Below are 13,752 nucleotides of genomic sequence, written 5' to 3' on the forward strand. Positions count from 1 at the left end.
TCACTCCTCGAGTCGCTTAAAATGAAAGCGCATAGTCTACCAGAGCGAGACGTAAACGGCGCATAGGTCACGACGTCGAAATTTCACCTAATGAAGTATTGAAAACCGTTTCATCACACGTCATTGTGTGCAGGTCATTTCAGATTATTGGAGCCACATGAGCACGGTACGCCCTTCTGCGCAAACGGATCTTTCCGACCCTCCGCGAAGCGGCCCTGACGAACTTGACGTCAGGGAACTTGAAAAACGCACACGCCTGATGCGTATAATTACTCGCCATATTGCTGTTTCCGAGTTCGGTTGCCGCGATATCGCACGGCAAGCAGGCCTGCCAGTTCAAAAAGTCAGTGATCTGCTCGCCGGTCGACTTGAACATCTCAATGTAGACGACCTGCACCAGTTGCGTCGCACCCTGGAGGAGCAGGCACCGTTGCACTAACGCCTCCCGAACCGCGTCTAAAATGCCATTAGGATGCCGCCGCTGGCGATGACGATCACCACAGCCCAAGCGGGCAGTTTCCACACGCTTAGCAGCAGGAAACCCGTCAGCGCCAGGGCGAACTCATAAGGTCCGACAATCGCACTGGTCCACACAGGATGATAAAGCGCCGTGGCCAGAATCCCGACCACGGCGGCATTTGCACCTCGCATCAATGCCTGAGCACTCGCCCACTGACGAAAATCATTCCAGAACGGCAGCACGCCGATCAATAAAAGAAAACCCGGTAAGAAAATGGCCACAAGTGCCAGCATGGCTCCCAGCAGAGCGTTGAAGCCTGGCAGTAGTGCACCCAGGTAAGCCGCAAACGTGAATAAAGGCCCTGGAACCGCCTGGGCAGCCCCGTAACCGGTCAAAAATTCGTTGGCACTCACCCAACCTGACTGCAACACTTCCGCCTCCAGCAGCGGTAACACCACGTGACCGCCACCAAACACTAGCGCCCCTGCGCGATAAAAGCCTGACATCACGTCAAGCCAGGGAGCATAACCGGCCAGCAGTGGTAACCCGACCAATAAGGCAGTAAACAGCCCTAATGCGATAACCCCGACTCGACGTGACAATGCAAAATGCAACGGCTCACTAAGCGCCACCGACGAATCCCGGCAGAGTATCCAGCCCGCCACGCTACCTAGCAAAATTGCACTCACCTGCCCTAAAGGGCCGTTTAGCAGCAGCACCACAAACACACTGGCCAGCGCGATGCCTGCGCGCCTTTTATCCGGACACAGGTGACTGGCCATCCCCCACACAGCGTGAGCGACAATCGCCACCGCCGTAATTTTCAACCCCGTCAACAGGCCATCAGCAATCGGGCCCTCCATTAATCCAGCCCCTAATGCAAACAGCAGCAGCAAAATTGCCGAGGGCAAGGTAAATGCCAACCATGCCAACGCCGCCCCGCACGGGCCTGCGCGCAATAACCCCAGCGCAAACCCTACCTGACTGCTTGCCGGCCCTGGCAAGAACTGACAAAGCGCCACCAGGTCGGCATAGGCTTGCTCACTCAGCCACTGCCGACGCAATACAAACTCATCGCGGAAAAATCCCAAATGCGCCACTGGCCCGCCAAACGATGTCAGCCCCAGTAACAGAAATGCGTAGAACACGTCACGCTTTGGCGAGGTCTCAATACCCATCGATGATAAACCTGTTGTTGAACAAAGCTGTTCTTGAAAGCTGTTCTTGAAAACTGTTGTTGAAAAAAAACAATTGGTGAAAAAAACGATTGTTGAATAACGCTGTTAGTTAACTTATGCAAAATAGGCTAAATTTACTGACTCTTTCTTACGTTAAAATGACATCATAGGGCTGTGCTTGAATTGCGTCGTTTTTGCTTTTCACGTATGTTCCACAGCCAGTTTCAATGACACCTTCTCTTCAGGCTTCCATGGAAAATGTTACGGCAGGCTATACGTCACAAGGCATCAGGAATATTGCGGCACTTTCCGCTTTCTTGCCTGAAGTGGCACATTTCAGGAAAATTCTGCCATTAACACCCAAGCCTGATGTGGTGATTGGCTGGGGGCTCAAGCCTACCAGTCAACGCGCCCGACAATACGCCCAACGGCATCAGCTACCGTATCTGGCTCTCGAAGACGGTTTTTTACGTTCGCTGGGGCTTGGGGCTCAAGGTTACCAGCCATTGAGCATGGTCGTAGACAAATGCGGCATTTATTACGATGCATCGCGTCCGTCCGACCTTGAAGAGCTGCTTAACCACGCTGAGTTCACCCACCGGGAGCTGGAACGGTCTGACGAATGCATTCGACGACTGGCTCATTACCGGCTGTCAAAATATAACCATGCCCCTGACCACTCGCTTGACCTGCCTAGACAAGACAACATTCTGATTGTTGACCAAACGGCTGGCGACGCATCGATTGCCTATGGCCAGGCCAGCGCGGCCAGCTTTCAGCTAATGCTGGATACCGCGCTGGCGCAGCATCCGCAAGCCGAGCTGCTTATCAAGGTTCACCCTGATGTCATTGCGGGGAAAAAAACCGGTCATTTTGACTCGGCTTTCGATCATCCCCGGTGCCGGGTTATCGGTGATGACATCAACCCCTGGGCCTTATTTGACTGCGTCGAACATGTTTACGTCGTCACCAGTCAGCTTGGCTTCGAAGCCTTATTGGCGGGTAAGCAGGTGCACTGCTTTGGCCAGCCCTTTTATGCTGGCTGGGGATTAACCCATGACGCGACTCCCTGTCCACGCCGACAACGCAAACGCCGTCTGAACGAGGTCTTTGCGGCAGCTTACCTGCGCTACACCCGCTACGCCAACCCGTATACCCTTGAAGCGTCCACGCTGGAAGCCTCTATCGATCTGATTGCTGATCAACGTCGTCAGCAGGAGCGCTACCGGGGGCAATGGCTAGCCTGTGGCTTTTCCGGGTGGAAAAAACGTTTTATCAAGGATTTCCTGGGTGATCAGGCAAGCATTACCTATCAGAAAGCGCTTCCTGATACCTCTTCAACTTCCGTAGGCGACGCTGATACGCATGCACGGATACTGGTATGGGCTAGCCGCCTGAAAACGGCTTCCATCGAGCAACAGGCGGAAACGTCCCACTTCTGGAAGATGGAAGATGGCTTCGTGCGCTCAGTAGGACTTGGGGTTGATCTCACCCAGCCTCTCTCGCTGGTCATAGATCACAGTGGCATCTACTACGATGCGCGCCAGCCCAGTGATCTCGAGAACATTCTTAATCATTACACCTTTGATGCACATCTTTGCCAGCGCGCGCGCCAGCTTCGCCAGCGACTTGTGGCATTAAAACTTTCGAAATACAACATTAAGGGTGATCAGGCACTCGCCTTTCCTGAGAACCGACGGATTGTGCTGGTGCCCGGGCAGGTCGAAAGCGATGCTTCGATTGCCTGTGGCTCTCCGCAGATACAGACCAACGCGGCGCTGCTGGCCGCCGTGCGCCAGGCCGAGCCTGATGCCATCATTGCCTATAAAGCTCACCCGGATGTGCTCACTGGTGCAAGGTTAGGCCAACTGCCCGCAGAAGCATGCCCACAGTATGATATCGATGTTAGCCACTGCGACATCACGGCCTTGCTGGAACGCGTCGATGCGGTGCATACCATGAGTTCACTGACCGGTTTTGAAGCGCTGCTGCGTGGCAAAGACGTGCACACCTACGGTTTACCCTTCTACGCAGGATGGGGGTTAACCAGAGATGCGTTATCATGTTCACGTCGGCAACGCCGGTTATCACTGGAGGCGTTATTGGCCGGCACTCTGATTGTGTATCCTGGCTACGCCGACCCGGCAACACACCAGCTATGCAATATAGAAAGTGTCATCACACTACTGGAACAGGCCCGTTCGCATGTAACCCCCCTGACGTGGAAACAGAGACTCTACCGCCATTACCGCAACCTACTGATAGGAAGACACTAAGTTGAAGCAGCAAAAGCGTGCCTTTCTTTTTTTACAAGGTGTCTGTTCACCGTTTTATCCGCGCCTCGCGCGGCGTCTGGCCGACGACGGTCATCGCGTCGTCAAGGTCAACTTCAATGCGGGTGATATACTTTATTGGCAGCAGACCCATAGCGAAAGTCATCTGTTTCGCGGCAAACCTGATGAATTGGGCGACTATGTTAAAGACCTGTGGCAACATTACGATATAACTGACCAGATATTATTCGGTGACCGTCGGCCTATCCATCGCCCTGCAGTGGATAATGCGCCAGCGGCTGGCGTGCGTAGCCATGTTTTTGAAGAAGGTTACTTTCGCCCGTTCTGGATTACGCTGGAACGCGAAGGCGTCAACGGACACTCATTACTCCCCAAAGACCCCAACTGGTTTTATGAAACCGGAAAAGCCCTGCCTGGTCCAGAAAAGCCGGTCTATTTCCGCTCGTCTTTCAAGATCCGTGCGTTGCATGATATGTGTTATCACGCAGCAGGGCTTGGCAATCCGCTGGTCGCTCCCCATTACCGTAACCATTCACCCATTACCGCCCCCACTGAGTATCTTGGCTATGCCAAACGCTTCAGTCAGCTCAAGCTGCTATGGAAGCGTCGTGATGCCAAGCGGATAAAGACGCTACTGGCATCTGGAAAGCGTTTTTTCATGCTGCCGCTTCAGCTTAATACCGATGCCCAGATTCGTGACCATTCGCCATTTAATAACATGCAGGAGGTCATTGAGCATGTCATGGCATCCTTTGCCACGACGGCTGCCTCCGACGCCCTGCTGTGTATCAAAAACCATCCATTAGATATGGGGCTGGTCAATTACCCTGCTCTCATCTCAGAGCTGAGTCGTCGCTTCGGGCTGGAGAAGCGTATCGTTTATCTCGAATCTGGCGACCTGAATCCGTTGGTTAAACAGGCGGCGGGCACGGTCACGGTCAACAGCACTGTCGGTATTGTGTCGTTAGAGAAAGGCTGCCCAACATACGCCCTTAGCGACCCGATCTATCAACTGCCCGGCTTGACTCACCAGGGCACGCTAGCGGATTTCTGGCAGGCTCCCATGCCGCCCAACCCGCAACTGTTCAACTACTTTTATCGCACCGTCATGCACGCGACACAGATCAACGGCGGGTTCTACTGTCAGCCAGGTATCGATATTGCGGTCAATAATGCGGCAAGAAACCTGGAAGCCTGCCCATCACCTCTGGAAGCGCTTTTACCCTGATCATTATTTCTGGTTACCTTTACTCCCAACAGGTCGAAAGGTATCACTGAACACGGCATCAAGATCAAACGTAGAGCGTTCACCCAGAGCGTCGAAATTCGCCTCGAGCCATTGATCTGCCCAATTGCGCCCCTGATGAAAAAGGCTTGAAACAAAATGCCACTGGGCGTTCATCTTGCTGGACGCGCTGAGCTTTTCCACTTCCTGTTCGGCATGAATCAGGTGTATCCGCATTGAGCGATAACGCTCTACTTCGAGACCTTCACCATCAATCAACTGTTGCAGCAGCTGAATACTGCGCAGCTCTTTTACCAGACTGGTATTAAAGGTGATTTCATTGATGCGATTGGTGATATCGCGGGCGCTTTCCGGCTTTTTCTGGCGCTCGAACGGATTCACCTGCACCACCACTAAATCCTGGCAATCCTGATCGTCCACTAATGGAAATAACGCCGGATTTCCGCTGTAACCGCCATCCCAATACGCCTCACCATCGATTTCCACCGCCGGAAACATATACGGTAGACAGGCCGACGCCATCACGGTATCCACGCTAATGTCAGGTTGGCTGAACACCTTTGCTCGCCCCGTTCTGACATTGGTCGCTGTGACGTACACCTTGGCGCTTAGACAGGCATTGACCCGTTCGAAATCCACCAGCTTGCATACAAGGTCGCGCAGCGGGTTGATACCTAATGGGTTGAGTTTTTCCGGCGCAACCAGCTGACTAAGGCTCTCAAACATCAGATAGGTAGGCGAGTTATCCAGGCTGTTATTACCCATCAGCAAGTCCCAGAATCCCGGCTGGATCGGTGAGAACCGAGCCGCATCGCTGACCCCTCGCCAGAAATCATGCAGCGCTTCGCGCGCGCCCTCACGCCCCCCACGATGCAAGCCATCGGCCAACACCACCGAATTCATGGCACCTGCACTGGTGCCGCTAACCCCCACAATTTTAAGGCGCTCATTTTCCAGCAACCGGTCAAGCACTCCCCAGGTTAGCGCGCCATGTGAGCCGCCTCCCTGCAGAGCGAGATCAATATGCTTGCAGTCTGCCTTGGCCATGATATGCCTCCTACCCCTGTATTATTTCCATTAATGCAAAAAACCGGCTCCCATGGGAGCCGGTTTTGTTCACACATACTGTGTGATGCTTACAAAGCGCAAGTACTACTATTCAAGCCAAAGGCTTAGAAGTGGTAGCGAGCACCTGTCAGCCAGTAAACGTCATCGCTGGCAGTTTCAGTTTCCAGGCTGGAATCCAGGCCGTCAAGGCTTGCACTGACGCTGATGGACTGCTGATCAGCCTGATGCAGTTCCAGGAAGACGTCAAAGCTGCTGGCAACTTTATAGTAGCTACCCAGTGCCCAGGCAGTACGGCTGTCCGCGTCGCCATCCGGAGCAACGTCATAGACGTCAGCATTGAACGCCCAAGGACCCGTTGCGTAAGAAGCACCCAGGCCGACAGTATCATAACCGCCACCCATAGTATCGCTGTGTTCACGGCCTTCGTAGCCAAGACGAACAGAAACCTGATCGCTAACCGCGTAGGAACCGATCACACCACCCTTGATTTCGCCGTTGCCGCCGCCACGAATGACGTCATCAACGAAGCCCAGACCGACAGTGATCGGGCCCTGTTCGTACTGAACACCACCTTGTGCAGCAACTACGTTACCTTCCTCACGACGCTGACCTGTTTGCGTATCAAATTCGTTGAGATCACGTACGCTGTAGTGCTTGGCCTGCAGGAAGACAGTGAAGCCTTCAAGGTTAGGTGTGTAGTAACCGATGGAGTCGCCACGCGACTGCGTCGGATGACCAGAGAACTCTAAACCGCGATCAATGTAAACATCGAACGGCAGAGAAACGAACTGGTTATAGAAGCTGTCGAAGTTACCCGCTTGAACGGTACCGAGCTGGTTGCTCTTCAGACCGAGGTAGCTCTGACGGATTTCGTTGAAGCCGCTGCTGGTGTTGCGCTCATCGCCAGTAAAGCGCCATTCCAGACGACCAAAGGTAGACAGATCGTTGTTGATCTGCTGGCTCATGCGGAAGCCAAGACGCGAGTAGACGTCAACGAATTCTGGGCCGTTATCTACTTTGGTGTCATTCGGGCCGGCTTCAGAGCCGCCACCACGAATGCCCATGGCAATACGGCCATAGACGTCGAGTTTGGTGCCGTCCTGGTCGTAAACGGTAGCCGCTTGGACGCTGGAGGTAGCGCCGATGGCAGCCAATGCGCTAACAACTGCAGTCGCTAAAAGTGTCTTTTTCATGAGTAGGTTCCTTAACTAGCTTACTGTTTCGATCGTTTAATCAGGCTATTTTGCCTGTATTGGTGGGTGGGTCTGTTTTTTTAAGTGGCTTTACAGCCGTAACAGATTTCCACCCTCCTTGTTATGTTCCAATGCTCGCAGGTAGAACCTTATACCGGGATTTGAAGGAACGCAATAGAAAAAAACACTGTTCTTTAATTATTCCCGCTTTTTTTTGGAACCTCACGGAACCCAACCTGTCTCAATGCGCCTTAAATTTGGCCTGCAGGTTTGCCAGTTTTTCTTCCAGACTCAGTGTCGAATCCTGATTGGCTGCCTCTGGTGGCCGGGTCACATGGGGGTTATGGGCTTTTGGTTGCTGAACCACTTTCCTGCCCGACGCGCTTTTAGCAGCGGAGGTTTTTTGTCTGACCGCCTGCTGACGGGATGGCATCTTTTCGGATTGTTTCTTTTTATCCCGCGCACTGTTTGCATCAGGAGAATCTTTTGGCTTGCGTTTATTCGCGGCAAATTCTGCTGCCTGGGGGTCAACGACACCCGCCACATTACCCTCAAGGTCGATACGTTCCGCGCCCTCGCGCATGGCTTTGACGTAACGAGGCAAATTGACATAATTGGCCAGCGCTCGACGAATCAATTTGTTTGACCACGGCTCCCGATCAGCAAGGTCCTGATGAATGCCGACCTTGAGCGGTTTTGTATGCCCTTTAAAAAAGGCGTGTGGATAGCGCTCATACCATTGATTCAATAACTCATGAGGCGTTGGCGGCTTTGCAGGTGCCTCCACCTGACAAGCGTCATCAGTTTTTTCAGCAGTTTTTTCAGCAGTTTTTTTAAAAACGGGCGCCTCTACGTCCAACGGGCGCTCCGACGGATGAGATAAAGGTTGAGTATTGTCAGCAAGCTGCTGAGTCAACTGACGGTTTTGTGCTTCCAGCACGTTAATCAACCGCTGCGCACGCTCTATCTTGGCTTCCAGGTCATCCAGTAACTGCATCACGTTGACCGGCATCACGGTCTCCTTGGCCTTTCACGCCTGTCGACGCGCATAGACAACAAAATCATAGTCTGGCTGCTCCGCTTGCGGAACCCCCGCTACCCGCTGCACTTCCTGCCACTGCTCTTCCTCTACAGCAGGAAAGCTTGCATCTCCCGTCACGTCAACATTAACCTCAGTAATATATAAACGCTGCGCGTAAGGCATTGCCTGAGCATAAATCTCACCACCGCCCATCACCATGATTTCCTCAGCCGCTTCGATGGTCGCCTGCTGGTCGGCCAACATCAGTGCATCCTCAAGAGAATGACACACTTTTACGCCTTCATGGGACCAGTTAACATCCCGTGTGACCACAATATTCAAACGATTAGGCAATGGTCTGCCGATGGAGGCAAAGGTTTTACGCCCCATGACCAAAGGTTTTGCCTGGGTCATGCGTTTGAAAAACTTAAGGTCTTCCGGCAGATACCAGGGCAGTTTTCCTTCCACACCAATCACGCGGTTTTTCGCCATGGCAGCAATCATGGCAATCGGCACCAGCGGTTCAAAAGTAGTAGAAGATAAGGTATTAGAAGACGATGTCCGGGTGGTCATACGGCTACCTTTGCTTTGATGTGGGGATGGGCGGTGTAATTTTCTATCGCGATATCATCAAAGGTAAACGCAAACAGATCATCAACCTGACGATTAAGCAGCAGGTTAGGTGGATCATAGGGCGTGCGCGTCAGCTGTTCCTGCGCCTGTTCAAAATGGTTACTGTAAAGATGCGCATCCCCCAGGGTATGAACAAACTCTCCCGGCTTCAGCCCCGTGACCTGCGCCACCATACCAAGCAGCAATGCGTAGCTTGCGATGTTAAACGGCACGCCCAGAAAGATATCCGCACTACGCTGATAAAGCTGACAGGAAAGGCGCCCCTGTGCCACATAAAACTGAAACAGGCAATGACAGGGAGGCAGCTGCATTTCATCAACCTGCGCCGGATTCCAGGCAGAGACAATCAACCGACGTGACATCGGGTTGGTCTTTATCTGTTCAATCAGCTGCTGGATCTGGTCAACACTTCCGCCCTCAGGACGAGGCCAGCTGCGCCACTGATAACCATAAACAGGCCCCAGGTTACCGTTTTCATCGGCCCATTCATCCCAGATTCGCACGCCATTTTCCTGAAGATACCCAATATTGGTATCCCCTTTCAAAAACCATAGCAGTTCATGAATAATAGAACGCAGATGTAGCTTTTTGGTCGTTAACAGCGGGAAACCGCGGGATAAATCAAAGCGCATCTGATGGCCAAATACCGAGCGCGTACCCACCCCCGTGCGATCCCCTCGATCAACACCCTGTTCCAGCACAGTGCGCATTAAGTCAAGGTACGGCTGTTCAAGCGCGTCTTGTGGATTGGACGTTGTTGCAGTCACAGAGATTCCCGATTTGAAAGCATTTGGCGTCATATTCTATACACGCACACATCAAGCCGCCAGCATGTATCAACTGGCTGTATCAACGGGCTGCTGTCGTGACCAGATAATAAAAACCAGCCCCATTGCCATCATAGGTAGCGTCAATAGCATTCCCATCGTGAACCAGCCGAAGGCAAGATAGCCAATGTGAGCATCTGGCATACGCACGAACTCGACAAGAAAACGGAAGGCACCGTACCCGATCAGGAAAACGCCCGACACCAGCCCGCGTTTTTGCGGTTTCGCGGATATCCACCACAGCAACACAAACAGAACGCCACCTTCCAGCAGGGCTTCATACAGCGCCGACGGATGGCGAGGCTCAGACCCCATACCGGGAAATGGCATCCCCCAGGGCAAACTGGTCACTCGGCCCGGCAGCTCATGGTTGATAAAGTTGCCAATACGTCCAGCGCCCAGGCCAATGGGTACCAAAGGGGCAATAAAGTCTGTCAGGGTAAAAAAGGCCAGCTGCTTTTTGCGCGCATAAAGCCAGGCAGCTAACAAGACACCCAACAGCCCGCCATGAAAGCTCATACCGCCTTCCCATACACGAAATACCCACAAAGGGTCGCTTGCCCACTGCCCAAGGCCATAGAAAAACGCATAGCCTAACCGCCCCCCCAGCACAACACCGATGGCAGCGTAAAACAGCAAGTCGCCAATATCATCGCGGGTAAGGCCAATCCGCGCGGCACGACGTCCGCCCAGCCACCAGAACGCTATAAACCCGATAACATACATCAGGCCATACCAATGCACCTGCAGGGGGCCAACAGCAATCGCAACAGGGTCAATATCCGGGTAAGCAATCATTCATATTCTCTACACAATCAAGCAAAGATAAAACGCAAGCCGACGACGGTCAGCAAGGCGGCAAAGGCGTAACGCAGCATGTGCGCAGGCAAGACATGCGCCAACCTGACACCCAGGCGTGCGAACGGAACGCTCATTAAGACGATGCCCAGAAATGCGGGCCACATCACATAGCCAGAGGCTGCTGATGGCAATAATGGATTGCCCCAGCCGACCACAATAAAGGTCAATGCTCCCAACAGAGCAATAGGCAATCCGCAGGCAGCAGAGGTTCCCACAGCCTGGGTCATTTTTGCCCCGCAACGTGACAACCAGGGTACCGTGAGCGTGCCACCACCAATGCCAAACAAGGCAGAAACAGCGCCGATAACCCCACCTGCTATCATCATCGCAAGCTTGCTGGGTGTTCGACTTCCTGGCTTAGGTGACAGACCCATCACCATTTTGAGCGCTACCAGCAACACAAAAATACCAAACAGGGTACCTAATAGTGTGCCTGATAAATTGTCCGCAACGAACACACCGACAATGGCACCCAGCATCAGGCCGGGAAGCAACGCCATAAACCAGGGTTTATCAACACTTCCCTTACGAAAATGGCCATAGGTCGAAGAAGCCCCTGTTACCACGATTGTCGCCAGTGACGTACCAATCGCCAGATGCATCAATACCTCAGGGGCAATGCCCTGCCATTCGAAGGCCAGTGCCAGTACCGGCACAATGATCAGGCCGCCGCCCACACCAAACAATCCTGCCATGGTGCCAGCAGCTGCACCCAGCGCCAGATAGACCAGAAACATCAACATTACCGTCATGGCATTAAAGTCTCGTTATGTTCATCGGGAAGGTGTTTATCAGGAAAACGTTCATCGGAAAAACGTTTATCGGGAAATTTCTCATCGGGGAACCAGGCAGCCACTCGGTTGATAAGGCTTTCGGGCTGGTACGGTTTGGCGAGAAGATCATTCATGCCTGCCTGCAGACAACGCTTGCGACCCGCACTATCGGCATTGGCAGTGAGCGCCACGAGAATACTGCTTTCATGATGTTGCGTTTTTTCAAACGCCCGCCAGCGGCGACTGGTTTCAAGGCCATCCATATCAGGCATAAAAATATCCATAAACACCAGATCAAAATGTTGCTGCTGCTGGCAAGCAAGAGCTTTTTGGCCACTATCCACAGCGGTAACCTCCAACCCCTGCTTTTCCATTACCTGCTTTGCCAGCATCAGATTGACAGGGCCGTCATCTACCACCAGGACTTTAGCTCGTCTCGCTGAGACAGGAACACTTCCACCGGCCTGAACAGGCGCTTCTTCAACAAGATTGGCCAATAGAGCTCTGACATCGGCCAGACGCTCTTTCAGTTCGGTCAGATCCTGGCTGGTGACACCCGTACTGCCCGAAGGTGACCACTGATCGACCTGCTGGAACAGTAGGTGGGTTTCCCGCTGGAGCAGGTTCAGGTAACCGGATTTCAGACGCGACTCTTCTCTTGCCCGATCCCGACCTTGCTGAAGATGATCTAACTGCTGCTGGGTATGCGCCAGATCATCCAATAGCGTCTGGGGAGAGTTCACTTGAGTCTGCTCAGTCGATGGCACTGCCTTATAGCCTGCCTGGCGCATCACAATCAGCTGGTAGTTAACACTTTTAAGACGGGCCACCAGATCTGCCTGATTCCAGGATCGGTTATTAACAACCGCCGCCATCCCCATGCGCTCACACTTGGCACCAAGCGCTGCCACATGCTGTTCAAGTTCGCCTACCGTCTGTTCAAAGGTTTGCTCACTGCGTCTCACCCGAGCGCGTAACATCACAATAAACGCGCCGACATTCAAACTGCTTCCCAGCATGAGGGCTGCCATCATTCCCATGACGGCAATCCACGATGTCTGAGGCGGCGTTGCCCCCCAGATCAAGCCTGCTACCAGTAAACACAAGACGACCAGCGCCAGCTGAGCCAGCAGCCACGGCCAAAGAATAGGCCATATAACAATGCGCCAGAAATGCTCCTTGTGGTGATTCCCCTTCATATCAGGCCTTCCTGTTGGCTGCACGCCTGTTTACAGTCATGTGCTCGATACAGCATGATTGCCAAATATCAACGTGTCGCGAAAAAACGCTGCCAGTTTACGCGGCGCATGTGTCTGTGTCATGCAGGTTAACCAGTCTCTGGCGTTACTCCATTGTCAGCCACATTATCGATACGCCGCCGCTTCTCTTACTATCAGGAAACCAACGATGTGTCTTCTTGCCTTTGATTGGCAACCACAAACACCCACGCCCTTACGTTTGATCGGCAATCGCGATGAGTTTCATGAACGTCCGACCCGCCCACTGCATCACTGGAACCATGCGCCGATCACCGGAGGCAAAGACCTGGAAGCCGGTGGTTCCTGGTTAGCGGTCAATCATATGGGCCGGGTGGCGGCACTCACTAATGTTCGTGATCCTAGGCTTGTAACACCGCCCAATGCGCCTAGCCGAGGGGAACTGGTGCGTCAGGCACTGACCTGTCCAAACATTGAAAGCTGGCTTGAGACATTGCGCCATGAGGCGAACGGCTATGCCGGATTTAACTTATTGGTGGCGACGCCACAGACGCTCTGGCATATGTATCGTGGACGTGAACACATATCCCTTACCCGCGTCAGTGCAGGCGTTCATGTGTTATCAAATGCCAATCTCGATACGCCATGGCCGAAAGCAATCAAACTTAAGGACGCGCTGTTAAAAGAAACCAGATATTCCGCCAATGGCGCCATTTCGCGTTGGCCAGAAGCTTCCCTGGAGGCCATTCAACAAAGCGATGAAGCAGCGTGGGAATCATTGCCAGATACCGGCATTGATCAGACACTTGAGAAAAAGCTGTCGGCCGCTTTTATTGTCGGTGAAAACTACGGTACAAGGGCCACCACCTGGCTGACGCTTCAACGCGACGGGCGCATCCGAATCACTGAGCAGAGCTTTGGCCCGATGGCGGCACCTGCAGGAGAAGTAACTCTTGAAGTGGGCAGTACCCGTGCCTGAGA

General features: G+C 53.1%; 13 protein-coding genes. 4 read left to right on the forward strand and 9 right to left on the reverse strand.

The genetic code is table 11. The features are described 5' to 3' along the window. Positions 1-157: 157 nt before the first annotated feature. The gene (locus tag ACU6TU_RS11600; protein ID WP_447141563.1) at positions 158-439 is read left to right on the forward strand and encodes an XRE family transcriptional regulator; all 282 of its coding nucleotides are present in this window, start codon (positions 158-160) and stop codon (positions 437-439) included. A 17-nt stretch (positions 440-456) separates the two neighbouring features. On the opposite strand, the gene chrA is transcribed toward ACU6TU_RS11600, so the two are convergent. Further along, complete coding sequence (chrA, locus tag ACU6TU_RS11605) at positions 457-1,638, reverse strand: chromate efflux transporter (RefSeq protein WP_447141564.1); 1,182 nt, start codon at positions 1,636-1,638, stop codon at positions 457-459. A 227-nt stretch (positions 1,639-1,865) separates the two neighbouring features. Here chrA and ACU6TU_RS11610 point away from each other — a divergent pair, with 227 nt between their 5' ends. Together ACU6TU_RS11610 and ACU6TU_RS11615 are read left to right on the forward strand one after the other, a co-directional pair. Next, on the forward strand, positions 1,866-3,914 hold the full coding sequence (locus ACU6TU_RS11610) for a capsular polysaccharide biosynthesis protein (protein WP_447141565.1): 2,049 nt from the start codon (positions 1,866-1,868) through the stop codon (positions 3,912-3,914). Between the two features lies 1 nt (position 3,915). Beyond that, positions 3,916-5,160, forward strand: a complete 1,245-nt coding sequence (locus tag ACU6TU_RS11615) for a capsule biosynthesis protein (RefSeq protein ID WP_447141566.1) — start codon at positions 3,916-3,918, stop codon at positions 5,158-5,160. A gap of 3 nt (positions 5,161-5,163) precedes the next feature. Here ACU6TU_RS11615 and ACU6TU_RS11620 read toward each other — a convergent pair whose 3' ends face one another. The 8 genes from ACU6TU_RS11620 to ACU6TU_RS11655 form a co-directional block, all read right to left on the reverse strand. Further along, a complete protein-coding gene (locus ACU6TU_RS11620; protein ID WP_447141567.1) occupies positions 5,164-6,225 on the reverse strand; it encodes a patatin-like phospholipase family protein in 1,062 nt (353 codons plus the stop codon). 125 nt (positions 6,226-6,350) lie between these two features. Next, complete coding sequence (locus ACU6TU_RS11625; RefSeq protein ID WP_447141568.1) at positions 6,351-7,439, reverse strand: porin; 1,089 nt, start codon at positions 7,437-7,439, stop codon at positions 6,351-6,353. A 241-nt stretch (positions 7,440-7,680) separates the two neighbouring features. Then, the gene (locus ACU6TU_RS11630) at positions 7,681-8,436 is read right to left on the reverse strand and encodes a ProQ/FINO family protein (protein WP_447141569.1); all 756 of its coding nucleotides are present in this window, start codon (positions 8,434-8,436) and stop codon (positions 7,681-7,683) included. 33 nt (positions 8,437-8,469) lie between these two features. Beyond that, complete coding sequence (locus ACU6TU_RS11635; RefSeq protein WP_447141570.1) at positions 8,470-9,033, reverse strand: dihydrofolate reductase; 564 nt, start codon at positions 9,031-9,033, stop codon at positions 8,470-8,472. Then, entirely contained in the window at positions 9,030-9,860 is an 831-nt protein-coding gene (locus ACU6TU_RS11640) for a thymidylate synthase (protein ID WP_447141571.1), read from the reverse strand. The genes ACU6TU_RS11635 and ACU6TU_RS11640 overlap by 4 nt, the downstream gene beginning before the upstream one ends. A gap of 69 nt (positions 9,861-9,929) precedes the next feature. Continuing rightward, the gene (lgt, locus tag ACU6TU_RS11645; protein ID WP_447141572.1) at positions 9,930-10,718 is read right to left on the reverse strand and encodes a prolipoprotein diacylglyceryl transferase; all 789 of its coding nucleotides are present in this window, start codon (positions 10,716-10,718) and stop codon (positions 9,930-9,932) included. 17 nt (positions 10,719-10,735) lie between these two features. Beyond that, positions 10,736-11,533, reverse strand: a complete 798-nt coding sequence (locus ACU6TU_RS11650) for a sulfite exporter TauE/SafE family protein (RefSeq protein WP_447141573.1) — start codon at positions 11,531-11,533, stop codon at positions 10,736-10,738. Next, the gene (locus tag ACU6TU_RS11655; protein WP_447141574.1) at positions 11,530-12,753 is read right to left on the reverse strand and encodes a response regulator; all 1,224 of its coding nucleotides are present in this window, start codon (positions 12,751-12,753) and stop codon (positions 11,530-11,532) included. The genes ACU6TU_RS11650 and ACU6TU_RS11655 overlap by 4 nt, the downstream gene beginning before the upstream one ends. 208 nt (positions 12,754-12,961) lie before the next feature. On the opposite strand from ACU6TU_RS11655, the gene ACU6TU_RS11660 reads away from it, so the two are divergent. Next, positions 12,962-13,750 carry an NRDE family protein gene (locus ACU6TU_RS11660; RefSeq protein ID WP_447141575.1) on the forward strand — a complete coding sequence of 263 codons (789 nt, stop codon included), beginning with the start codon at positions 12,962-12,964 and terminating at the stop codon, positions 13,748-13,750. Positions 13,751-13,752 lie beyond the last annotated feature (2 nt).

Source organism: Halomonas sp. LS-001, from assembly GCF_052983955.1.